Source organism: Candidatus Solincola tengchongensis (assembly GCF_015711935.1).
Taxonomy (GTDB): Bacteria; Actinomycetota; Geothermincolia; order Geothermincolales; family RBG-13-55-18; genus Solincola_A; species Solincola_A tengchongensis.
This window is the reverse complement of the sequence record NZ_JACVJJ010000016.1, coordinates 1-22,160: the sequence shown is the minus strand read 5'-3', so window position 1 is coordinate 22,160 and position 22,160 is coordinate 1. Positions and strand designations below refer to the sequence as shown.

Genomic DNA, 22,160 nt, shown 5'->3' with positions numbered 1-22,160 from the left:
TCATTTCATGCGCATGATTTTTTTTGGAAAGATTTTACCACTTACGCCGCTGGACCTGGGCAAGTGTATCCGCTTTCCTGGGTGACCCGTAGCTCGATGACGGCGAAAAACCGGTTTGTTCGGAAAGCGGGGGCGTCAATCCCTTGCGCCATTTCGGGTAAAAGGGCTGGGAAAAAGCGAAATTCCACCAGATGTCCGATGCCGGGTCGACGAACGTGCAATCAAAGGCCACCTGACGGAGGTTTATTTATCTGGTGAGACGCGCATTGCAGCAGTTCACCGGATGGTCCTGAGTGGGTAGGCGGAGCGAAAAGAATCCCAAACCAGGGGAGGTCAACAGTTGATAAGACGGGGTGTGAATAACTTGCCGGCAGGGTATATGATCGAAAACACGGGTCGTTACTGCCCTCTGTGCGGAAAGCTATCCACCCCGGGGAGCATACTCTGTTCCCGCTGCAGCCCAAGGGGCTTGCGTCTCGACAATCGCTCCAACCGAAAAGTGAGGAAAAAGCCCTTTCTTCCGCCAGGGCTTCGATCTCCGTGACGCCCCGCTTGGGTCCTCGCGAATCGGCCCACGACACCGTTGAGAGGCGCACGGGTCGCAGAAATAGCCTCAAGATGGTCCTTAAGTTATCATTTTCTACAAAGTCCTTGACGGGAGGAATACTCTCGGCCGACGGCGCTGAAGAAAGTCCGGAAGGGTTATGAATTTTCCGGAAAGACATAAGAGTGGAGGGGGGACATGAACCTCTTCGACCTCGTCCTGAGCCGAGGCCGGCGCATGGTCGCCCTGCAGGGGGGAGCCGTCGCTGCCCGGCTGGCGGGGTTCTCCGTCGGCGATGCTGCTCGAGAGGCGGAGATCCAGGCGCAGGCGCTGCGCTCTTTCAAACAGCGGTTCCGGCCGGATGTGGTCTTTTCCCTTCTTGATCTGACCGTGGAGGCCGAGGCATTGGGGCTGGAAGTCGATTTTCACCCCGAACGGCCGCCGAGCCTCCCCAGACAAGACCTCCCCAGACTGAAGCGTTTCCTAGAGCTGGAATCCCCGGATCCGGAGTGCGCGGGTAGGATGCCCGTCTTCCTCAAGGTGTTGGAGGAGCTTGCGATCGAGGATGACGTCCTCTGGGGGGCCTTCGCCACCGGTCCCCTTTCCCTCCTCGACCGGCTGGCCGGGGAGGAGGGTTGGGCCTCCCAGATAGAAACCGAGGCGGATCTGGTGGAGGCTCTGAGTTTCGCCACCGCGGTGGTCGGTTCCTATGCCGCCGCCCTGGGTTCGCGGGCCGACCTGGTGATGGTGGTCGACCCGGCCGCAGGCAGGCTTCCGGAACGCACCTTCGCTCGGCACTACAGGCCATATCTCAAGGCTCTCTTCGGCATTGTGAGATCGGCGGGGGCGGCTTGCTTTTACCATGTCTGCGGCGACGTCAGCCGGCTGTTGGAGGACATGGGCTTCATCGGTATGGAGGGTATTCTGCTGGATCCGGAAACGGCGACCGCAAGTGCGGCGGAGGTGTTGCCTCGGAGTGTGCTGATCATGGGAAACCTGGACGGTGAGCGCACCGTGAGGGGAGGGAGCGAGGAGGAAGTGCGCTGGGAAACGCGCCGGATATTGCGTTCCATGCGGCGCTACCCCAATTTCATCCTCTCCACGGGATGCCTTCTCCCGGCGGACGCGCCGCCGGAGAACATCGAGGTGCTGGTGGAGGAAACTCGGAACTGGAAACCTCTGGAAGGTTTCTGAGGACATGGGCGGTCGAAGCGGGAAAGCGTTTAATCCACATCCGCGGTGGAATGGTGGCCTCGACAATCCCGGGCACCACCTCGCATCCGCAGGACCTCACCGCATAAAAAGAAGGAGGACCGCAGGTTTGGTAGCCGTCCTCTGTTTGGCCATCCTATTCTTCGGTGAGCCGCAGACCGTGAGAGCCTTGGAGTCTCAAACTCTTCCCATCCTTCTCGTGAACGGGGCCATCTATCCGCGGTTTTTCGACCCCCACGGGCTCCCGCCCGCCTTCAGGGTCGACCCTCCAGGGGGCGGAAAGGAGGCCCTTTTCCTGCTACAGTTCGCGGGCCAGGTGAGGGAGGACTGGCTGGAGGAGATGAAAGGGCGCGGAGCGAAGCCGAGGGGTTACCTGGCCTACAATTCCGTGCTCGCGGCTATGGATGCCGGGACCTACTCAAAAATCAAGGGGTTGAGCTTCGTCTTCTGGTCCGGCCTTTACCAGCCTTATTACAAGATCTCGCCGGCGCTTCAGTTGCGGTTGGTGCAGGGAGGGGAGGTAACGGCGCTGGCGCAGGTCTACGACGCGAACCTGTTGGGGCAGGTCATGGAATCCCTTCAGGCAATGCCTGTGGAGGTCCTCGCCTGGGGCGGGGACTCCTGGTGCGGGATCGTCGTCCTACGTCTTCCCGTGGAGGAGTTGAGGGAAATCGCGGCCATGCCGGAGGTGGAATGGCTGGACCTCGCCGGAGCCGGTACCCTTCCCTCCACGTGGATATCCGGGAGGGGCGGGATGGACGCGTCGGAGAGTGTGAGGACGGCGCGCGCTAGCGGTTCCTCGGCCACTAAGCCAAGCGGAAATCCGGAGAGCGTGGCCGTCTCGGACACCGGTAAGGAGCCGCCTTCCGGGGGGGTCATGCCCGAATGGTTTACCAAGAGGCTGACGGGTCCGATCAACCTGAGCGGCGCCGGTGACGCGGTTTTTTCGGATCACGCCACGGCGACGACGATGGTCCTCTTGGCGGGGGATACGCTCGATGAGCGGCAACCCATGTTCAGGCCCCTCAGGGCTATCCTCTATCTCACCGGGTACGGCATGGGAATCCCTCAATTCCCGGTGTCCATGTTCTCGCTTCTGGAGGACGCCTATTCCCGTGGGGCCAGGGTCTTCCTCAGCGGGAGCGTACCTGAGGGTAGGGAATCTTTGACCAGATACGGAACGTATTCCTCGCAGAGGGATGCCTTCGCCTGGAGCCGTCAGGACATGCTCCTCGTGGAGCCGGCGGGGAACGAGGGAACGGACCAGGACGGAGACGGCCGCGTGGATACGGGGAGCATACTGGGTGGGAGCTGCGCGAAGAACGTCATAAGCGTCGGGGGGTGCGAGAGCGCGGGTGACGCTTCCACGGGGGAAAGCAGCGGCATGGCGGCCTTCAGCTCCCGCGGGCCCACCGACGACGGGAGGATAAAACCGGACCTGGTGGAACCGGCCACCGGGATTCCCTTGATTTCCGCGGGAGGTGAGGGCGGGTCCTCGGCTCCGGTGCGCTGGAGAGGAGGGGCGTACGTGAGGGCCTTCGGGACCAGCCTTGCCGCCGCACTCCTGGCCGGTGACGCCGCTCTCCTGAGAGCTGCCGTCCGTTCCCGCACAGGAAACGAGCCCTCGGCGGCACTTGTTAAAGCCATCCTAATCAACATGGCCCAGGACTTGTACCCGGGGCAGTACGGTGAGGAGAACCCGGAGGTGCCGCGCGCTCCCAACCCCATCGAGGGGTGGGGAAGACCGGACGGATCATGGACGGGGGAGAGTCTCTCTTGGCTTAAGCTGGTGGACGATATGAGAGGATTGCGGATGGGGGACACGCGGATATACCGGGTGGATGTGCAATCCATGAGCGAGTTGAGGGTCACTTTGGCCTGGACGGATTATCCCTCTCTCCCCCAGAGCCGCATGCGCCTGGTCAACGACCTCGATCTTCGGGTCATCGGTCCGGGTGGAGAGTCCTATTATCCGAACGGAAGGCACTCCAGGGATCCGCTGAACAACACGGAGCGCGTGGTCATCGAGGTGAACGGAAGGCCCGGAAAATACACGGTGGAAGTGAAGGCCTGGAACGTACCCATGGCACCGCAACCCTATGCTCTCATAATCCAGGGAAGGTGATGGAAAGGCCTCGTGCCTTGACCGGGAGCGGCCTCCGCAAGGGCACCTCTTGCGCCGGGATTCCGGGTTTTCCGCGGTGGGGGAGCGGAAACCGCGGAGATACAGAGAGCGGTTTCTTGGGAAGAAGGACCTCGCACACCGGGCAGGGAGAACGTGCGGGGATTTCACTAACTGGCATTGACAGGCATCGTCAAGAGGATGGCGGTGATACCTCGGGCCGCCCGTTTGAAGGTGGCCAACCTGAGGTCAGGGGGTAGAGGAAGCGGGAATCCACACCGAGAGGAAGGGGGATAAAGGTGAGCGGGGACGAGGTGTATCGTAAGTTGTGGGATTTTCTCGATCGTATGCCTCTCGGCTTCCCCTCCACCTCCAGCGGGGTGGAGCTCCGTATCCTGAAGAGGCTTTTCAGCGAGGAAGAAGCGGAGATGGCGGTGCACCTCTCCCCGCTGCCCGAGGATGCCGAGACCATAGCCGGAAGATGCGGGATGGACGTGGCCTATGTGTCGGGAAAGCTGGAGGACATGTCCAGAAAAGGGCTAGTCTTTCGAACCCGCAGGGGAGGACGCACCCTCTACAACACGGCTCCCTTCATGATCGGGCTCTACGAGTATTCAGTGGAGAAGATGGACGAGGAGCTGGCATCCCTTTACCGGGAATATTACGAGGCCGCCTATATGATGGAAATGGCTGCCAGCGGCATCCCCGGGTTCAAGGTCCTTCCCATCGGGGAGCGCGTCCAGGCCCCTCTTACCGCCTTTCCTTACCTGGACCTGGTGGAGGAGGTGAAAAGGGCGCGTGTCATCTCGGTGGCCGATTGCATCTGCCGCAAGGAGGCCGCCATGACGGGGGAGGCTTGCGGTTACCCGAGGGAGACCTGTCTGAGCTTCGGCGCCGCGGCAGAGTATTACATCGAGAACGGGATAGGGCGAGAGATCGACGCCGAGGAAGCGTTGAGGATCTTGCGCCAGGCGGACGAGGCGGGCCTCATCCATGCCGGGGTGAACACCAAGCACCTCTCCAACATCTGCAACTGCTGCCCCTGCTGCTGCGCCTCGATGAAGGGGATCACCAAGAGGGGTATGGATAAGCGGTATTTCCTCAACGCTTTATTCGAGGCGGTGGTTGACGCGGAGGAATGTACCGCCTGCGGGGTCTGCGTGGGGCGCTGTCCGGTGGGGGCGGTGCGGGTGGAGGAGGAGGCGGCGGTGGTGGACCGAGAGAGGTGCCTGGGGTGCGGCCTGTGCGCCGGGACCTGTCCCGCGGAGGCCATCTCCGTCGTCCTCCGGGAGGACCGTGAGGAACCCTTCGAGCGCGTGGTGGACATGGGCCTGGCCATCCTGGAAAGGAAGGGCGTGGAGCGTGGAGGCGGTCTCGGCAAACCGAGTTGAGAGAGCGTCGTTAGGTTGCCGGGACCGGCGCGTGGGTTACGAGACCTTTTCGACTACCTCGGAGAGCTCATGGCCGGGTTGTCTCTCTGCCCCTCAAACGCCGGCTGTCCCTATGTGACAGGCTTTTTACCTTCCTTTGTCCTTGCGGCTTCGCGGAGAACCACCCGACGGATCGTTGGATTTGGGGCTACGACGGTACCTGCGCCGTATCCTCGTCATTCCATTGGGGAAGAGCGAGGGTTGGTGCTGGATTCGGAGAGGGGGGCGGAAAAACGCCGTAACCTGTGGAGAGTCCGATGACCATATTGCCGGGCGCGGGGTTTCATAGCGAAAATACGGGAGCGGGCGAGATCCCGTCACTTCCTCATCGCGCACGGTGAGCCATGTGGTCGCGGAGGGCGAGGGGAAGCGGCGGCATTTTGACGCCTATACAACGGACTTACGGGCTGAGGAGCGTGCCCGCCGCCGTCAGGGATTCCACTGCCGGACTCGGGGTGTGCGCTGTTCGCATCGGATAGGGACGTACGAACGCGGGAACCTCATCGCCCTTCAAACAGTGGTGCGCCCGGAAGGACTCGAACCTTCAACCTTGGGATTAAGAGTCCCCTGCTCTGCCAAATTGAGCTACGGGCGCACGGGATATATTATGGGTTTCGCCAGGGCAAAACGCAAGCCGTTCATGCCCTTTGAATGGAGCGTCAGGAGATTGCCCCTTTGTTCTTCTGTTTGCTTGTTTTGCCGGGATGACGGGCGCCATGTAAAAAGCCTTCAAACCCGAAAGCGAAAACCGAAAAGACACGGTACCGTCTACGGTCTAACGGAGCTTTTTTAGCCAGGCCGTTGATCCTTCGGAGAAGGCAAGGCGGTTGGAAAATCGACCTCTTTAAACACTGCCATCATCCCGTGACAAGTATTTCGCGCACATGACGTGGGCCGCTCGAATCCTCAGGTCGGAAAAGATTCGCCGCCCCTTGCGGGGCGGCTTTAGGTGAGCGATGCTTCCGTCGACTTCGGCGTGGTGCGAACGTTTCTACTTCTTGCCCGATACCGCCTTCTTCAGGGCCGCACCGGGCTTGAAGGACACCACCTTGGTGGCCTTGATCTTGATGGGCTCCCCCGTCCTCGGGTTGACCCCCTTGCGCGCCGCGCGCTTCTTCACCTCCCAGGTGCCGAAGCCCACCAGGGTGACCTTCTCACCCTTCTTCAGCGCGCCGGTGACGATGTCGATGGTGCTGTCCACTGCAGCGGCGGCGTCCTTTTTGCTCATCTTGGTGCTTTTGGCCACTGCGTCGATCAGTTCTGCCTTGTTCATGGTTCACCTCCTTTTCCGTTTATTTTCAATAGAATAATTCGCTTTCATAATCTTTTTTCCTTTATTTATCCAAAATAAACCCGAAAAAAGGCCCATTTTCGGGATTATATTTGGAAAATGGCCGAAAACACGAAAAAACCGTCGGAAAGTGACGTTGGAAGCGGGGCGGGAACAAGGGGAAAGGATCCGTCTGTGGTACGCGTAACCCGAGGCAGAGAGGATGCTGCATGCGACAGGGATGTTGTAGGCCCTCTGCGCGGCCTCGTCCCTTATTCCCTCACCTATTTCGGATGACTGGGCGTGATGCGTGGCATGCGTGGCGCCAGCACGGAAGGCCCTCAATCCTGGGCGGCTTCGCCTATGGCCTGGAGAGCATCCTCGATGGCCTTGATGACCCGCTCCCTCCCTTCCCTCTCCCGGGCGCTTATCAGGGGCTCGACGGCTTTCCTGCTCCCGATTCTGCCCAGGGCCCGTGCCGCTTCCAGCACGTCGGTCTCGATGTCGCTCTCCAGGAGGGGAAGCAGATAATCGATGGCCCTCAAGCAGTGCATCTCCCCCAGGACACGGGCTGCCACCGCCCTTACCCCTGCGGACTGGTCGGCGAGCATCTCGCTTATGGGGACCCACAGGGTCGGTTCGCCCATGTTGGAGAGGGATTCCACGGCTCGCAGCCTCACGATGCTGGCCGTATCCCCCAGTGCCTCGACGAGGAAGGGGATGGCGCGCCGGTCTCCAAGCTTGCCCAGCGCCCGGACCGAGCTGTAACGGAGGGAGAGGTTGTGGCTGCGGGTGACCCTGCAGAGCACCGGGACCACCTGGACGTCGCCGATCTCCGCCAGGGCATCCACGATGAACTGCCCCACGCCTGAGGTCTCCTTTTCCAGGCGATCCAGGAGGTGGCGCACGGCGCGGCGGTCCCCGATCAGGCCCAGGGCCCTCGCCGCTCCCTTGCGGACATCGGGGTTCTCGTGGGTCAGGGCCTCTATGAGGACGGGCAGTGCGTTCTGCCCCTGGGAAGCCAACAGGTCGGAAGCCGTCATGCGCATATAGGGCTGGGGATGACCCATGGCCTCGACCAGGGAGCGAAGGTCTCCCCTGGCTGCCAGTTTCTGTAAATCCTCCCTGCCTTTCATGATGAACTCATTTTATCATTTCCTACTGTCCCATACCCAGCCTTACGGCCAGCGGGACGGGAAGCCCCGCGGCCAGGACCTTTTTCTGGGTGCTCCTGTAGTCGTATTCGAGAAAACGGAATTCCACCCACATCTCATCGAGGTCCATGAGGGCCATGGTGGCCACGGGTATCCCACCGCGGTACTGGCCGCAGCTCCCCACGTTTAAGATGTAGTGTGACCCGGGAAGGAGGCTCTCCCGATTGCCGGGCCGGATGCCGAGCTCCCTGACCTTGCGGCGTTCCGGATCGAAGGAATAAGCCGCGCATACGTGGGTGTGTCCTATGAAGCAGAGCAGGTTTGCCGGTGGAGGGTAGTCGGAGAGCAGCGACTTGAAGGCATAGCCGGCCTCGAAGGGATCGAATATGTACTCGTCGGGATCCGAGGGGGAGCCGTGAAAGAGGTAGAAACAGTCGTTCACCCGGAGGACATCGGGCAAGGAAACGAGCCAGCGGCGGTGTTCCTCAGGGAGGGCTTCGGCGGTGAAGTGAAGGGCCGCCATGGCCAGCGGGTTCATGTTGGGAAAGTTTCCCGCCTCAAGGTCCACCAGGCCGCGTTCGTGGTTGCCACGGATGCAGCGCACACCTTTTTCCCGCACCAGCTCCGTGCATTCTACGGGATTCGCGTTGTAGCCGATTATATCTCCGCAACACAACAACCTGTCGGCCCCGCAGCGTTCCGCTTCCCTCAGGACCGCTTCGAGCCCTTCCAGATTGGAGTGGATGTCCGAGAATATGGCGTATCTCAAAGGCGCCCCCTCCGTCTCGCCCCTATTATATCCGCGCGACGCGGCGCCTCTCATGAAGGGCGCACAGCGGAGCGAAGCTCAGGGCGCCTTCGCGCCCGGGGGACCTGATTTTATTACAGCCGCGAAGAGACGTCGAACCCCGGTTATGTGGACGCTCGATATCCGTCGGTTTATGATTTAGGCGAGGAAAGGAGGGCAGGATGAAGAGAATTTACCTGCTTGTTGCCGTCTGCCTGTTGGCCACCGCCGCGTGGGGCTGCGGAAAGGGAAGTTCCGCGGAGTCGCGTAAGGCCGACCTGGAAACCGAGGTGCTGCCCCTCCTGGATGATTCCATCCGGGCCATGTCCGAACTGAGGGGCTATCGCATGAAGGGGTCCATGGAGATGAGCGCGGGAAGCGGAGATGCGTCAGGTTCGGGGACCCTGCGTATGGAGATACGGTCCGAGGTCGAGAACACTGATGGACGGGCCAACCAGTATATCCACATGGAAATGGGGGGCCTAGCCACCGAGGCCTATATCTACGGGGATTACTTTTACCAGGAGGTCCCGGGGCAAGGATGGACGAAGAGCAGCCTCGCCCAGTACCAGGTCCAGAATTTGAGCACCGGGGTGATTAGCGAGGAACAGATGCGGCTCATAGCGGAGACGGTGGAGGAGGCCATCGTCCGGGATAAGGGCGAGGACGGGAAGGAGATGGTGCTGCTCCTGGGCAAGGAATTTCTTCTCCGATCCCTGGAACGTTTCCGGGAGGAAGCGGGAGAAGCGGCCAAAGGCCAGATGGAGCAGTGGATGTCGGCCATGGAGGAGGCCGCCGAGGGCTTCAGCGCCACCCTGCGCCTGTTGGTGGGGAAGGGGGACCACCTCATAAGGGAGATGGAGATGACCATCGAGATGAAGGACGTACCCCAGCTGGGCACCTACAGGAGTACCATGCACATGGAGGCGTATGATTACGATGCCCAGATCCACATCGAGCTCCCCCCGGAGGCGGAGAAGGCAGCCCTCTCGGGGGCGGGGTCGGAACGGTAAGGCTGCAGCGCCATCCCGATCCCTTGCCGGGATTTTTCATGAGCGGCGGCCTATACGACGCAGCAGGTCTCAGGAGCGCCGTAGGAGAGGGCGTTAGGCGGTCCTTGCGACCGCCAAATGCGCCCGTTAGGTTTTATCCCTCGCGTTATGAGGATGGAGGTGGAGCTTGGCCGTCGAAGGGTTACCGTACGAGGCGACCATGAGGCAAAGCGGCCTGGGGAGGCGATCATAGCAGGGAGGCTCAAGATGTCCGATTACGTAGAAGGTAAGACGCGCTGGTGGGGATGGGGAGACCTGGATCAGAGGTTCGACGTTGAGAACCGGGAGAACATCATGCCCTTCCTCCGGGAAAACCTCGGTATGCCGCTGGATACCGAGCGTTTCACCGACCCCAATCTGGAAGAGGTGGGACTCCCGGAACCCCGACTGAGCGGGAAGACCCTTGAGGAGCTTCGGGAGATATGCGGCCCGGAGAACGTATCCACCGGGAAGTTCCAGCGTGTGAGCCATTCCATGGGCAAGAGCTACCGCGACCTCCTGCGCTATCGGCAGAGGCTCATCCGCCGTCCCGTGGATGTTGTGGTCTGGCCGCGCGAGGAAGTGGAGGTCGTGGAGATACTCCGGCTTGCGGAGAGAGAGAACCTGGCTGTCATCCCCTTCGGGGGCGGCTCCAGCGTGACCGGAGGGGTCGAGCCTATGGGGGAGAAGGAGGGCTACATAAGCCTGGATATGGCGCGCATGAACCGCGTGCTGCGTGTGGATGCCACCTCCCATACGGCGCTCATCCAGGCGGGAGCCCTGGGCCCGGAGATCGAGGAGCAGCTGAACGCACACGGATTCACCTTGGGGCATTTTCCGGAGAGTTTTGACCATTCCTCACTGGGCGGCTGGCTGGCCACCCGGGCTTCGGGGCGCCAGTCCACGGGTTATGGTGATATCGAGGACATGGTGCTGGCGCTGCGCATGGTCACCCCGCGCGGGGTGGTGGACACGCGGCGGGTACCTTCCAGCGCCGCCGGCCCCTCCATACTCCAGTTGTGCGTGGGCTCCGAAGGATATATGGGGGTCATCACCGAGGCCCTGATGAGGATAAGGCCCCTGCCCGAGGTCCTGGACTACCGGGGGCTCATCTTCCGCAATTTCGCCGCCGGGGTATCCGCCATAAGGGAGATGATGCAACAGGGGCTTGTTCCCACCTGCGTGCGGCTCTCCGACCGCACGGAGACCGCCCTGGCTCAGGCCTTTCGCAGCACCAAAGGTCCCCATTGGAAGAGGAAGGCGGAGGACGCGGCCCTGAGGTTCCTGGCACGCCGCGGATATTCCTTCGACGACGGGGCATTCATGGTCCTCGGGCTGGAGGGAAGCGCCGACGAGGTGGATTACCTGAGGCCCCTCATCCTCCGCATCTGCCGTCAGCTGGGAGGGTTCCACCTGGGAACAGGACCGGGGAGGCAGTGGTACCGGAGCCGGCACGAGACGGCCTATTTCCGGGAGCAGCTCATCAACTGGGGGGTGATGGTGGACACCCTGGAGACCGCCACCACCTGGGACAATCTCCTGCACCTCTACGGGGAGGTGCGCAGCGCCATCCGTTCCGCCCTCTCCGAGTGGGGGGACAAGAACCTGGTGGCCTGCCACGTCTCCCACGCCTACCGCGAAGGGGCCTCGCTCTACTACACCTTCTTCGCCCCCATGGCCGCTGAGGGCAGGGAGGAGGAGCAGTGGGAGAAGGTGAAACGCGCCGCCTCGGAGGCAATCATGGAGCACGGCGGGACCATCAGCCACCACCACGGCGTCGGCTACGAACACGCGCCCTGGATGAACCGCGAAGTGGGAGAGGTTTCCATCCGTGCCCTGCAGGCGGTCAAGATGGCCGTGGACCCTGCCGATATAATGAACCCGGGAAAGCTTCTGCCGCGTGGTTGAGATGGAAGAGACGCCGATCTTCGTGTACGGGACGCTCAAGCCGGGCGAGAAGATGTTCCGCCATATAAGCCACACCGTGAGGGACGCCATACCCGCTTGCGTGCCCGGACGCCTCTACGAGACGCCCTTCGGCTATCCCCTCCTGGTGAGGTCGGGAGGTGAGGACGAGATCATGATAAACGGGGTGCTCCTGGTCCCCCTCGAGGGGTGCTACGAGGAGATGGTGCGCATCATAGACGTCATCGAGGGGGAGGCCGGTTTCGAGAAGGGGGAGATGGAGGTCGTTCTCGGAGACGGGCACCGGGTGGAGGCCATCGTCTATTACTACCGTGAGGCGCCGCCGTACGCCCAGCCTTATTACGGGAACGACTGGCCGGCGACGGTATGAGGCCTAAGGCGGGCCGGCTGCCGGCATTTCCGTTGCCAGGCGAAGGAATGGCGATATCCTGCGCCGTCGGCCTTTGAGGCGCTCAAAGGATGCCCCGCGACAAGCCGCAGTCGGCCGCATAAAGGCCAGTCTTAAGCGATTTGAGTATAACTTCCGGCCCGGGCTTTCATCCCTTCTTGCCGCTTCCTGCCGGACGGTATGCTCAGCTGGATACCCGGAGAGGGAGAGTGAGGGACAAGGACAGACCGGCCTTTTGAGAGTAGTCCAGGCGGAGACTCCCGCCCAGCTCCTCCGCCAGCCTGGAGGCCAGCCTGTATTCCATGGCCAGTGTGGGGAGTTCGCCCTCGGTGAGGTGTGGAGGCCAGACATTGATCGCGCCGAGGGTTTCCCCGTTGGGGGTCGGATGTGGACACCTTACGCTAAGGACGAGGCTCTCTCCTCTAATGGAACACCAGGCGGAGACCATGTCCCGCTCCCGGCAGCAGCGCATGGAGAGGTCCAAGAGGTTGTAGAGGAGGTCGAAAAGGCGGGAAGGGTCCGCCTGGATCGCCGGGATGTCCGTCAGGAGGCGGACGTTGAGCGTGGTGCCACGGGGCGAGTATATGTCCTCAACCAGGGCGGCCGCTTCTTTCAAGGTTTCCGAGGGATTCACCGGGGTGGTTTCCATGTAGCCGGGTTCGTGAGCCAGGTCGAGGATCCGTGACAGGTCGTTTATCATCCCCTCCAGACGGGTCGCGGAAACCCGGATATAATTAAGGAAATCACGCTTCTGCTGCTCGTCCAGTTTCTCCCAGTACTGGTTGAGGGTAAGCGAATAACCCACCAGAGAGGTGAGGGGGTGCTTTATCTCCCGGGCGGCGATCCCGGCCATGCGGCGTGAGTCCTCCGCCCTGCGCAGTAGGAGGGAGAGGTTCTCCGCCATCTCCAGGTGGTCCTTTTCCCTTTCCAGGATCCTGTCCAACTCCGCACGCCGGTCCCTTTCCGAGCCCAGCAGCCATCCGGAAAGGAGACAGAGGGGCAAACTGAGGATGACGGTTATCACCGCCGCGGGGGATTCATGCAGCAGGTGGGACGGCCCGCCGGAGGAGATGAGGTAGTGGAGCACGAAGAGGAGGGCCGTGTAGGCCATGGCGATCAAGAAACCCCAGATCGCGTAGCGATACCTGTAGGATGTTCTCATGCCCGCCCTTTCTCTCGCTGTTATTTTACCCTTATCGAGGCTCCCATCCCATCCTCTCCAGGTCGCTTGATGTGGTGACCTGGTGCGGTGAATACTTGTAGTGGTTCCGGCTGGACCATTCGTTCGGGTACCTCCTTGCTCCGCTTCTGTACCCAAAACAAGTACAGAGGGTGTCCACAGTGTTTCCGGACCTAAGCAATCCTCCAAGAGGGGGGTGTCGTACGGTGCTTGTCGATGCAGATGCTTGCAGCGGTTCAAACCGCACTATTCATTCAGTCCTCCTTGCCCTCTTTCCTTGGACAAGGGACAAACGCAGGAGTTACCCCGTTTTTCTGAACCCGGGCGCGTCCCCGCGGCGTTCCTCCCAGCCGGTGGGCTTTTGTTCGCTCACCAGGAGGGAAGGGTGGGAAGCGAGGGCGGGCGAACCTGGGTGTCCATGCCGATGAGGCGCCCGTCACGGAACAGCAGGACTGCTTTTTCGTAGACCACAATGGTGTTCTCGGGCAGCAGGCCGTCCCTGGCCTCGTGGGTGAAGATGGGCGGTCCCAGGAGTGCCGAGGCTTCCTCGGGTGTGAGGTGGAGGCTGAAGTCCTGGGGTTTGAGGGTGGTGGGCGGATATTCCGAGGACCTGTCCTCCACCGTCTCCTCCCCGAAGAGGCGGCCGTTGTCGAAATCCAGAGCCTTCCCCAGGGAGAAGTATGTCCACCGTTCCACCCGGACTTCCGTGACCGGATCTATGGAGATGAAGAAATGGTCCGGGTATCCGTACTCGGCGACCACCCGGCTCTGGTCGAGAGACAGCCCCTCAACAGCCGGCCTTTCATTGGGAGAAACGGTGCTCCCGACCGTGGCCTGCTTCTCGCCGCACCCTAGGATAGGAAGGGAGAAAGAGAGAAGTAACAGCAGCATCCAAAGGAGGAGTGGAGGAAAGCGACCGTGTGGAGAGCGTTTCCCCCTCGAAGCCGTATGGGATAAGAGATCTGTTCTCATAGAACGATTATATCCCTCGCCGGCCCGTTTCAAAGGTTACAGGCCGTGGTGCAGGACGAGAGTCCACTTCTCATAGATCGATCATGATGACATCCCTCGCCGGACCGCTATTAAGGGCCACACAGGTCATGGTGTATATAATGACCCTGGAAGAGGAGCGCGGTACGAGGGGCACAGTTGGGCATGTGGAGGGCTTCGGGGGAACGCCTACCGCACTGCCGTGGGGAATAGCCCATATGTGGGGACCGGGTTGACGGTGGGGAGATTTACGGGTCGCGCTCGAGGAAAGGATTGAGGGGCGGGGCTGGCGCGCCGCGGGCCGTGGTGGAGGTCCATACACGATAGGGCAACTCGGGGGTTGCCTTGACTCGGCGGGAGGAATTTTACGTTCCAAGGGGGTCATATGGGAAGGATCGAGAGATTCCTGTGCGTGTCCTTGTTCCTGGCCGCGTTATTAACAGTTTCTTCCTGCGGTGGTCCCGAGGCCTCCGCTTACGGGGTCGTTGACCTCAAGAACTCGCCTGTACTGCCGGAAAGACTTGCCGTCTATATCCCTGTGCCGGTGACGGCAAGGCCTCAGGTGGCCTCCTATACCCTCCCTGTGGACCTTTCCCGGGTAGCCGGCTTGGACAGGAGGTCGCTCCCCCCTGAGGTCCTCTCCGGCTTGGCCGAGAACGGCTTCGCCGTCAAGGAAGGCGGGAGGTACGAGTATATGTTCCAGCTGTACCGCGAAAAGCCGGGTTGCCCGTTCGTCACCGTGGATGCCGTCTGCCAGGCCTTCCTGGGGATGTGTGCGGGTGTAAGGATGGAGCTGGAAAGAGGAGAGCTGCGCCGGGAGATGGAGGCCCTGGTCTCCTCGTTCGTGGAGGCGGCGAAAGGCATCTACGGCCGGGCCCGGGGTCCGGTGCGCGAAGCGGCGAGAACCGTACTGGGTTTTGCGGGAGTGGCGGCCGGACTGCTGGGCTTGGAGGCCGGACTGCCTCCTGAGGTCGCTTCCGCGGTGGAGGAGGAGCTGGCGCTCGTGGAAGGGGCTTCCGAGAGCCGCGCATCTCCGGTCCTGGGGCTGCGGGAGGATTACCGCGTGTTCCAACCCCACGGTTATTACCGGAGAGAGCCCGAACTGGCGGAGTTCTACCGCGCCGTGACCTGGCTGGGAAGGTGGGTAGTGTTCCCGGCGGGCATGGATGGCTGGGGGTCGCCGGCGGACAGGCGGGAGGCGGCGAGGAGGACCGCCGTCCTGGTGGGCGCATTGCATATGGGTACGGCGGAGGAAGAGCCCTCTCTTCTCTTGTGGGACCATCTCTACCAGGTGACCCGTTTCCTTTCCTGCAGTACCGTGGGCTTGGACGTCGCCGCGGTGAGCCGCGCCATGGAGGAGGTCCTGGGGGAGAGGTTTCCCCTTTCCCGCCTGGAGGACGACACGCTACTGGAGCGTCTGGCGGAAACGCTGGAGCGGGATGCAGAAAAGGGCGGGGGCTTGGAAAGGGGTCCATGGGACGCCGCGGGTCCCGGCTTCCGTCTCCTGGAGACGTTCACCGAGCCCGGCGCCGCGGTCTTCGGTGAGCTGGCGCCCGGGGACGTTCCCGGCAGGGAGAAGCCGCGCGGCCTCGACCTTCCCGCCTCCCTCGGTTCCGATCGAGCTCTGCAGTTGCTGAGCGATTTCTACGGGGAGGCGGGCTTGCCTGGTTACAGGGAAAAGGTCCGGGAACTGCACAGCCGGAGCTCGTCCATCGAGCCTGCCCGGGCCCGGGCCAATCTGGTCTGGAGCGTGCTCAGGAACTGCCTCTCCCTGCTGAGGCCGCCGGGCGAGGGGTACCCGGCTTTCATGCGCAGCGACTCCTGGAGGGATCGCGATCTTTACCTGTTCCTGGCCTCCTGGGTGGACGGCGTCTCCCGGGACCGGGAGTGGAAGGAGGTCGTAGGCGGCTTGGCCTCCGATGGAGGCACCGGTGCGGGCGGCGGAAACGCGCCTGGCAAAGGCTACGTGGAGCCGCGGCCCGAGGTCTATGCCCTTCTGGCCGCGGATGCCGACATGCTGCGGCGTGGGCTCAAGGAACGCGGGTTGTTGAGCGAGGATTCGGCCAGGAAGCTGGATTCCTTTTACCGGCTGGCGATGGGGCTTAAATCCATGGCCGAAAAGGAACTCACCAACCAGCCATTAAGCGCCGAGGAATACAGTGCCCTCGAGGACTTCGGCGATTCGCTCCTCGAGCTCCTTGCCGTACCCGCTGGGGAGGGCGGCGGGTATATCGTGCCCGACTCCTCCGCCATCGTTGAGGTCTACCGGGACGAGGAGGAGGGGACGGCGCTCCGGCTTGCGGTGGGCAGGCCAACCATATATTACGTTATCGCTCCCGTGGAGGGGAGGCCCACCCTAACCGTGGGAGCCGGCTATTCCTTTTATGAATTGTGGGGGGCAGGGGAAGCCGTGCCCACTCCGGATGAATGGCGCCTTACGGTAGGATCGGGGCAGGTCCCGGAGGCCTCGGCGTGGACGCACTCCTTTTTAAGATGAGGCCGGAACCGCGGGAATGTTCGGGATCTCGTCCGGCTAGGGGTGGAGGTCTCCATATATGGTTGACTAAGGGCGAACGATCGCCACTCTCCCTTCCCTCGCGCCCCCACCCCGGTTGGTGAACCGCATATTCCGGTAAACAAGAAGGGCCCCGCAGGCGGGGCCCTTCTTCTCCCCCGTTCTACCGGCTTACTGGAACTGGTACTGGAGAAGCCCTATCCACCAGAGGCCGTAGTAGAGGGTGGCCCAGATGGACTCCTTCATGCTCAGCATGCCGAAGTCGTTGTTCACGTAGTACTTGCCAGCCTGGACGTTGATGGTGTGGTGACCCTTCTCACAACCCCAGGGCGGGATGGTCAGGAGTTTGTAATAGGGATAGACCTGCTTCCACCCGCTCTTCTCCGCGACCCATACCTTGTAGGTCCCCGCTTTGAGGCCGCGGAACTGGTAATAGCCGCGGGCGTCGGTCTTAGTGGAGGCGACCTTACGTCCGTAGCGGTCGGTGAGGACTATGGTCCAGCCGGATTGGACGGGCTCATGCCACTCGCGGACCTGGTCGGCATTGGCGTCGTACCACACTATCCCGGAGATGGTGCCGGTGGTGGAACTGATCTGGAAGGCGCGCAGGGCGGCGTCCTCGCCCAGCTCGAAGAACCAGCGGTAATAGAGGTTGGTGATATTGAGGTCGACTATCCTCTCCGTGCCGTTCAGGGGGTTGAAGGTGTTGTCGGTGACCAGTTGCAGCTTGTAGCGGGTCACCGCCCTCCAGTCGGTCATCACCGGGAGCCCGCTCCATCCTGCCCAACCGTGCTCCAGGGTCCAGAAGAACCCCCCGTAACCCGTCTTCTTGCTGCCGTAGAGCTGCCAGTTGCCGCTCTCGTCCAGCTTGTACAGGTTGACGGTTATCCCGTCCACGCCCTCCATCTTGGGCTCGGACACGTTGGGGAGCACGAGGTCGTCCCACACGGCGACCTCGATCTTCCCGATGTTCTCCACGGGCACGGCGCTCACGTTCTGGATCTCGAAAGCCGGTTGCTCAGCCTGTCCGGGGTCGCCCATCTGGAAATACCATCTGTTATAGGAGTTCCAGTAGTGAAGTTCTATTACCCGCTCCGAGCCGTTGAGGGGGACGTAGGAGGGATCGGGTACCAGGGCCAGTTTGTACCGGGTTATCGCGAAAATATCGTATGGCTTAACGACGGGTAGGTTCTCGAAGGTCACCAGTCCTCCCAGGATTGTCTCCCCGGTGACCTTGCTCTGGCCGGGTGCGGTTACCAGGGGTTCCCCGTACTTTTCCCATAGTATATTGCCCGAGGCATCCGTGCCGCTCTCCTTGTAAAGCTGGACCTTGATCCCGTTGATACCCTCTTCCTTGGCCTCGCTCTTGTCCGGGATGAGGCCGTCGTACCAGACGATGGCCTCGATGATCCCGATCTTTTCCGTGCTCGTGGCGGTAGAGGTCGTGGTGTCCGCGGCCACCATGATGGAGCCCAGCATGGTGCAGGCGGCTACCAGGGAGACGAGCAAGAGGGAAATCGTGCATCTCGCGCCCTTCAACATCATCCGCAACCTCCTCCTATACTACCAGGGCCGGTAACTCCCTCGACGCTGACCGGCCGCAGGCAGGACCTCAAGGGTGCGCAAGAAGTGACGGATAATGCGGATTTTCATGGGGAGTGAGCGCCAAATATCCGTGCCGAGTGAGTTTCGGTTATTAAGTCGGACCCCTTCGCTCCCCTTCTTCGCCCGCTTGAAGTCCGCCCGGTTTGCCTCCTCCTTTTGTCGGCCTTTCGCCCTATATCTAACCAGCAGGAATTCCGCCCGCCGGATTGATTCCCTTTTCTCACCGCCGCCTTAAACGAACAAACGCCACTTTCGATGTTTAAGATACCATGAGGTAACCATACAGTCAATAGCGTCGAGTCCGCACGTGATTGCCGGCACCGGCCATATGTTCGAACCGGCCCTCGGTGAGGGAAGGAAGGCGGCCCTCGGTGCAGGAAGGTGCAGGCCTGGATGGAGTCGTGCGCGGGAACAGTCATTCGCGGGTAGTTTTGGGGTATGGTGAGCGACGTAAGCTTGTGAGGTCAATGAAAGCCCGCTTCTTACGGAGATTACAAACGGCCCGCCTTTGACCCCGCGGAAGACGGAGGAGGCCTTGCCGTTCACGCCACCTACTTCCCGGTTATATGAGGTCGAAAAGCCTGCGCCGTGGGCTGGGCGCAGCGAAAGAAAACGCAGTGGGGAAACGAACTCCCCGGGTTTCAATTCCGGCTCGCGGAACTATAATATTAACAATCGCTGAACACTTTGGGCTGCACGAACCCACGGGTATGCGGAACTCTTGAGGGGGCAGTCGGCAGGGTGAGGATAGGCGTATTGAGAATCGCGATTTGCGCTACGGGGCGATCGTTCGTGTCATCCCCGGGTCCTTGTCCGGGACCGCGAGGACGGGAGATTCGGGTTCAAGACCCCGCCGCCAGGTAAAGCTGGGGGCGGTGTAGGCAGGGAGGTGAGCCATGCTGCTGTTCGAGCCGCTGGAGAGGTGGGCAGAGGAGAGGCCGGACCGGGAGGCCATCGTCTATGGAGACCGGCGCATAACCTACGCCGAGTACGACCGCGAGGTGGACAAGGTGGCCAAGGGCCTCCTCAAGCTGGGCGTGAAAAGAGGGGACAGGGTGGGGCTTTATATCCCCAACCATCCGGAGTTCATCTTCGGTTACCTGGCCTGCGCCAAGGTGGGGGCAGCCGCGGTACCCGTATCCTGGCGCTTCGCACCCGACGAGGTGAGGTACATCCTCGGGCATTCCGATTCCCGCGTGGTGATCATGGAGACGGGCTTCATGGACTCGGACTTCATCGCCAAGCTCAACGCCGTGCGCGACCGGCTCCCGGAGCTCCGCCATGTGGTGGTCATAGGGAGCGGAGAGGAAGTGGCCCGGGTCCCGGGGGCCATATCCTATGCCGATTTCCTCGTTGAGGGGCCCGAGTTGGGCGAGGAGCTGGCGGCCCGCAAGGCGGAGGTGGAGGAGGAGGATGTGGTCCTCCAGCTATTCACCTCGGGTACCACGGGCACGCCCAAGGCTCCCATGCTCACCCACCGCAACCTGATCGAGTACGTCAGGGGGCAGGTGGACGCCTCGGACATCACGGACGACGAGCGCCTGCTCATGGACATCCCCAACAACCACGTGGGCGGTGCGGTGATGGCCATCGTCAGCATGCTCTACAACGGCACCACCCTGGTGATGCTGGACACCTTCATCCCCCAGCAGGTCCTGCAGACCATTGAGAAGGAGAGGATAACCATAGTCGGGCAGGTCCCCGCCCAGTACATACTCCTTTTCATGCAGCCGGACTTCGACTCCTACGACCTGTCCAGCGTGAAAACGGCGGTGATTTCCGGGGCGCCGGTCCCGCCGGAGCTGGTGGAGCAGATAAGGGAGAAGATGGGCGTCATCCCCTACATCGGGTACGGCCTCACTGAGGTCAGCGGAGCCGTCACCTTCACCCGCCAGGACTTCCCCCTGGAAAAGATTGCCACGACGATCGGGATACCCAATCCCGGCATCGAGATACGCATCATGGATTCCGAGCGCAAGGAGGTGCCGCGCGGGGAGAGCGGGGAGATCGCCATCCGTGGCGCCGCGGTGATGAAGGGCTATTACAAGCAGCCGGAGGCCACCGCCGCGGTGTTCGACGAGGAGGGGTTCTTCTACACCGGGGACATGGGATTCATCGACGAGGACGGTCACCTTCACATCCTGGGCAGGAAGAAGGAGATGTACATCCGCGGCGGGGAGAACGTCTATCCCCCCGAGGTTGAGGACGTCCTCATGAAGCACCCCAAAGTGCTCTTCGCCGCCGTTTTGGGTTACCCCGATCCCGTGCTCGGGGAGAAGGGGAGGGCCTACGTGGTGCCCCAGCCGGGGGTGGAGGTGACCGAGGAGGAGCTGCGGGAGTTCTGCAAGCAGCACCTGGCGGAGTTCAAGGTGCCCGACCAGGTGGTCTTCAGGGATTCGCTTCCCCTCACTCCCCTGGGCAAGGTGCACAAGCACGCCCTCTACGAGGAGCTCAAGGAGGAGTTCGGCGCCTAGGCCCTGCGACCCGAGCCCGGCTCTCTAGGGGAGAGCTGTTGGCGGCGGCCTGGCCCGGGAAACCCGCGGAGGACCGTGATGGGGATCCGTGCCCGATGCGGTCGGTACATGGTTTGGGTACCGGCCCCGGATCCGGTCAGGGCGGCTTCGCGGCGTTTCGTTGCCCCTCAGCCGAATTCGGGTCCATAAGGGGATGAGGTTGGGATTGTCGTGACCTCGAAGGGGGTAAGGTAGAAGGGTCCGTTTCCTACCGTGGGGCAGCTCCCGCAACGCGCCCCACCTTCTTCGCGGGGCCTCTTCGGGAAAAAGCCGTGTTGCGGATGAACAAATGACGACCTTCCCGGCCATACCCCGTGGCGGGGATACGGCCACTCAGTCCTCGTCGCGGAGTTTCTTCTCCAGGAAGCCCGGTTTGCGCGGCCGCATGGTGTAGGGTTCCAGGACGAAGGGGATGATCAGGACCACGGCCACGGCCACGGCGAGGAGGATCCAGTCGGAAAGTGAAGCCGGCTTGGATGGCGGCCCCTCCGGCGCTGGAGCGGGCTCGACGGGTGCCACCTTGAGGGAGGAGAAGAGCGAGGGGGGTATCTCCAGGCGGCCCTGGACGTGGTCGGCGAAGAAAGCGGACCAGGAAACCCCGCTCTTCATCTCCAGAAGCCGCCTGAGGGTTTCGTTGTCGAGCGACCTTCCTTCCTCGCAGAGGCTTTCCGAATCGCGGAGAAAGGCCACCAGGTCCCCGGCGAGATTCCCCCGGGCCCGTAGCCCGGCGTCCACGGCCGCGCAGGCGGCGGCTCCTCCGCAGGCCAGCAGGCCGGCGGCCTCCCCGGCCCTGACCTCCGGCCCTCCCGCTTCGGAGATGGAGAGGGCGAAGGCTTCCCTGGCCCGTCGGTAGCCCTCGTACCTGATGCTGAAGCGGTCCCAGAAGAGTGAGCCGCCCCATATGCCCGCTTCGTAGGGAAGCAGGTCCTGGAGATACCAGGCCGCTCCCTCCAGGAGCCAGAGGGATTCGGGCTCCACTCGCAGGTAACGGGATAGATACAAGGCCGTCACACTCCGGGTGACCGCCTCCAGGCAGGCCTCGGAGAGCAGGTTCACGTTCTCGGGCGCGCTGACCACCACCGTGTCGGCGTAGCTTTCCAGGGGGTAGTAGGCGTCCTCCAGCCTGTCCCCTTCACCCTGCAGGAGGAGGAAGACGTTCAGTGGTCTCGCCCCCGCCCCCCCTCCGCTGCCGCCGAGGTCCGAGGCCCGGGTGAGCACCGCGTCCAGGCGAGAGGAGAACTCCTCCCTGGTTCCCTGTGGGGGCGAAGAGGATTCCGGGAGGGCCATGACGAAGGACCCTCTTTCCTCGACCACCAGCCTTCCGGCCAGCAGGGGGTTTTGGAGCATGGCCTCCAGGCTCCCCCGGCCGTTGTCTCCGGGAAGCACCGCCCGCCACCCCTCCGGGAGCTCCACCAGCAGGCTCGCCTCGTCTCCGGCTATGGGCTCCGGGCGCAGGAAGACGGCATATCCGGGAAGATAGGCCAGGTCCTCGC

The 22,160-nt window shown here is 62.2% G+C and carries 15 protein-coding genes and 1 tRNA gene; 8 read left to right on the top strand and 8 right to left on the bottom strand.

The features are described 5' to 3' along the window. Positions 1-742: 742 nt before the first annotated feature. From H7007_RS00730 to H7007_RS13630, 3 genes are all read left to right on the top strand, one after another. The gene (locus H7007_RS00730) at positions 743-1,738 is read left to right on the top strand and encodes a uroporphyrinogen decarboxylase family protein (RefSeq protein WP_287152569.1); all 996 of its coding nucleotides are present in this window, start codon (positions 743-745) and stop codon (positions 1,736-1,738) included. Positions 1,739-1,865: 127 nt separating this feature from the next. Next, a complete protein-coding gene (locus H7007_RS00725) occupies positions 1,866-3,881 on the top strand; it encodes a S8 family serine peptidase (RefSeq protein ID WP_287152568.1) in 2,016 nt (671 codons plus the stop codon). Positions 3,882-4,177: 296 nt separating this feature from the next. Beyond that, positions 4,178-5,269: a 4Fe-4S binding protein gene (locus tag H7007_RS13630; protein WP_287152567.1), complete on the top strand. Its 1,092-nt coding sequence runs from the start codon at positions 4,178-4,180 to the stop codon at positions 5,267-5,269. A 557-nt stretch (positions 5,270-5,826) separates the two neighbouring features. Here the strand turns inward: H7007_RS13630 and H7007_RS00715 are convergent. From H7007_RS00715 to H7007_RS00700, 4 genes are all read right to left on the bottom strand, one after another. Further along, a tRNA-Lys gene (locus H7007_RS00715) sits at positions 5,827-5,903 on the bottom strand. A 396-nt stretch (positions 5,904-6,299) separates the two neighbouring features. After that, the gene (locus H7007_RS00710) at positions 6,300-6,581 is read right to left on the bottom strand and encodes an HU family DNA-binding protein (RefSeq protein ID WP_287152566.1); all 282 of its coding nucleotides are present in this window, start codon (positions 6,579-6,581) and stop codon (positions 6,300-6,302) included. 338 nt (positions 6,582-6,919) lie between these two features. Further along, complete coding sequence (locus H7007_RS00705; protein WP_287152565.1) at positions 6,920-7,714, bottom strand: HEAT repeat domain-containing protein; 795 nt, start codon at positions 7,712-7,714, stop codon at positions 6,920-6,922. 22 nt (positions 7,715-7,736) lie between these two features. Next, positions 7,737-8,501: a metallophosphoesterase family protein gene (locus tag H7007_RS00700; protein WP_287152564.1), complete on the bottom strand. Its 765-nt coding sequence runs from the start codon at positions 8,499-8,501 to the stop codon at positions 7,737-7,739. Positions 8,502-8,701: 200 nt separating this feature from the next. On the opposite strand from H7007_RS00700, the gene H7007_RS00695 reads away from it, so the two are divergent. The 3 genes from H7007_RS00695 (at position 8,702) to H7007_RS00685 (ending at position 11,846) form a co-directional block, all read left to right on the top strand. Continuing rightward, complete coding sequence (locus H7007_RS00695) at positions 8,702-9,532, top strand: DUF6612 family protein (protein ID WP_287152563.1); 831 nt, start codon at positions 8,702-8,704, stop codon at positions 9,530-9,532. 246 nt (positions 9,533-9,778) lie between these two features. Further along, complete coding sequence (locus tag H7007_RS00690) at positions 9,779-11,458, top strand: FAD-binding oxidoreductase (protein ID WP_287152562.1); 1,680 nt, start codon at positions 9,779-9,781, stop codon at positions 11,456-11,458. A 1-nt stretch (position 11,459) separates the two neighbouring features. Continuing rightward, complete coding sequence (locus H7007_RS00685; protein WP_287152561.1) at positions 11,460-11,846, top strand: gamma-glutamylcyclotransferase family protein; 387 nt, start codon at positions 11,460-11,462, stop codon at positions 11,844-11,846. Positions 11,847-12,048: 202 nt separating this feature from the next. Here the strand turns inward: H7007_RS00685 and H7007_RS00680 are convergent, their stop codons facing one another. Together H7007_RS00680 and H7007_RS00675 are read right to left on the bottom strand one after the other, a co-directional pair. Then, positions 12,049-13,026 carry a sensor histidine kinase gene (locus H7007_RS00680; protein WP_287152560.1) on the bottom strand — a complete coding sequence of 326 codons (978 nt, stop codon included), beginning with the start codon at positions 13,024-13,026 and terminating at the stop codon, positions 12,049-12,051. 387 nt (positions 13,027-13,413) lie between these two features. Then, positions 13,414-13,740 (bottom strand): hypothetical protein, encoded by a 327-nt coding sequence (locus H7007_RS00675; protein WP_287152559.1) that lies wholly within the window; start codon positions 13,738-13,740, stop codon positions 13,414-13,416. Between the two features lie 679 nt (positions 13,741-14,419). Between H7007_RS00675 and H7007_RS00670 the strand changes: the two genes are divergently transcribed. Next, positions 14,420-16,531 (top strand): DUF3160 domain-containing protein, encoded by a 2,112-nt coding sequence (locus H7007_RS00670; RefSeq protein WP_287152558.1) that lies wholly within the window; start codon positions 14,420-14,422, stop codon positions 16,529-16,531. A gap of 189 nt (positions 16,532-16,720) precedes the next feature. Here H7007_RS00670 and H7007_RS00665 read toward each other — a convergent pair whose 3' ends face one another. After that, positions 16,721-18,094: an SdrD B-like domain-containing protein gene (locus H7007_RS00665; protein ID WP_287152557.1), complete on the bottom strand. Its 1,374-nt coding sequence runs from the start codon at positions 18,092-18,094 to the stop codon at positions 16,721-16,723. 956 nt (positions 18,095-19,050) lie between these two features. Between H7007_RS00665 and H7007_RS00660 the strand changes: the two genes are divergently transcribed. Further along, on the top strand, positions 19,051-20,628 hold the full coding sequence (locus tag H7007_RS00660) for a class I adenylate-forming enzyme family protein (protein WP_287152556.1): 1,578 nt from the start codon (positions 19,051-19,053) through the stop codon (positions 20,626-20,628). Positions 20,629-21,000: 372 nt separating this feature from the next. Here the strand turns inward: H7007_RS00660 and H7007_RS00655 are convergent. Further along, positions 21,001-22,160 (bottom strand): hypothetical protein (locus H7007_RS00655; protein WP_287152555.1); only part of this gene is annotated, 1,160 nt, incomplete at its 5' end.

Coding starts and splice junctions, on each gene's coding strand:
- H7007_RS00695 (WP_287152563.1), top strand. CDS start 8,702: ATGAAGAGAATTTACCTGCTTGTTGCCGTCTGCCTGTTGGCCACCGCC.
- H7007_RS00660 (WP_287152556.1), top strand. CDS start 19,051: ATGCTGCTGTTCGAGCCGCTGGAGAGGTGGGCAGAGGAGAGGCCGGAC.
- H7007_RS00705 (WP_287152565.1), bottom strand. CDS start 7,714: ATGAAAGGCAGGGAGGATTTACAGAAACTGGCAGCCAGGGGAGACCTT.
- H7007_RS00690 (WP_287152562.1), top strand. CDS start 9,779: ATGTCCGATTACGTAGAAGGTAAGACGCGCTGGTGGGGATGGGGAGAC.
- H7007_RS00685 (WP_287152561.1), top strand. CDS start 11,460: ATGGAAGAGACGCCGATCTTCGTGTACGGGACGCTCAAGCCGGGCGAG.
- H7007_RS00670 (WP_287152558.1), top strand. CDS start 14,420: ATGGGAAGGATCGAGAGATTCCTGTGCGTGTCCTTGTTCCTGGCCGCG.
- H7007_RS00730 (WP_287152569.1), top strand. CDS start 743: ATGAACCTCTTCGACCTCGTCCTGAGCCGAGGCCGGCGCATGGTCGCC.
- H7007_RS00665 (WP_287152557.1), bottom strand. CDS start 18,094: ATGATGTTGAAGGGCGCGAGATGCACGATTTCCCTCTTGCTCGTCTCC.
- H7007_RS00710 (WP_287152566.1), bottom strand. CDS start 6,581: ATGAACAAGGCAGAACTGATCGACGCAGTGGCCAAAAGCACCAAGATG.
- H7007_RS00680 (WP_287152560.1), bottom strand. CDS start 13,026: ATGAGAACATCCTACAGGTATCGCTACGCGATCTGGGGTTTCTTGATC.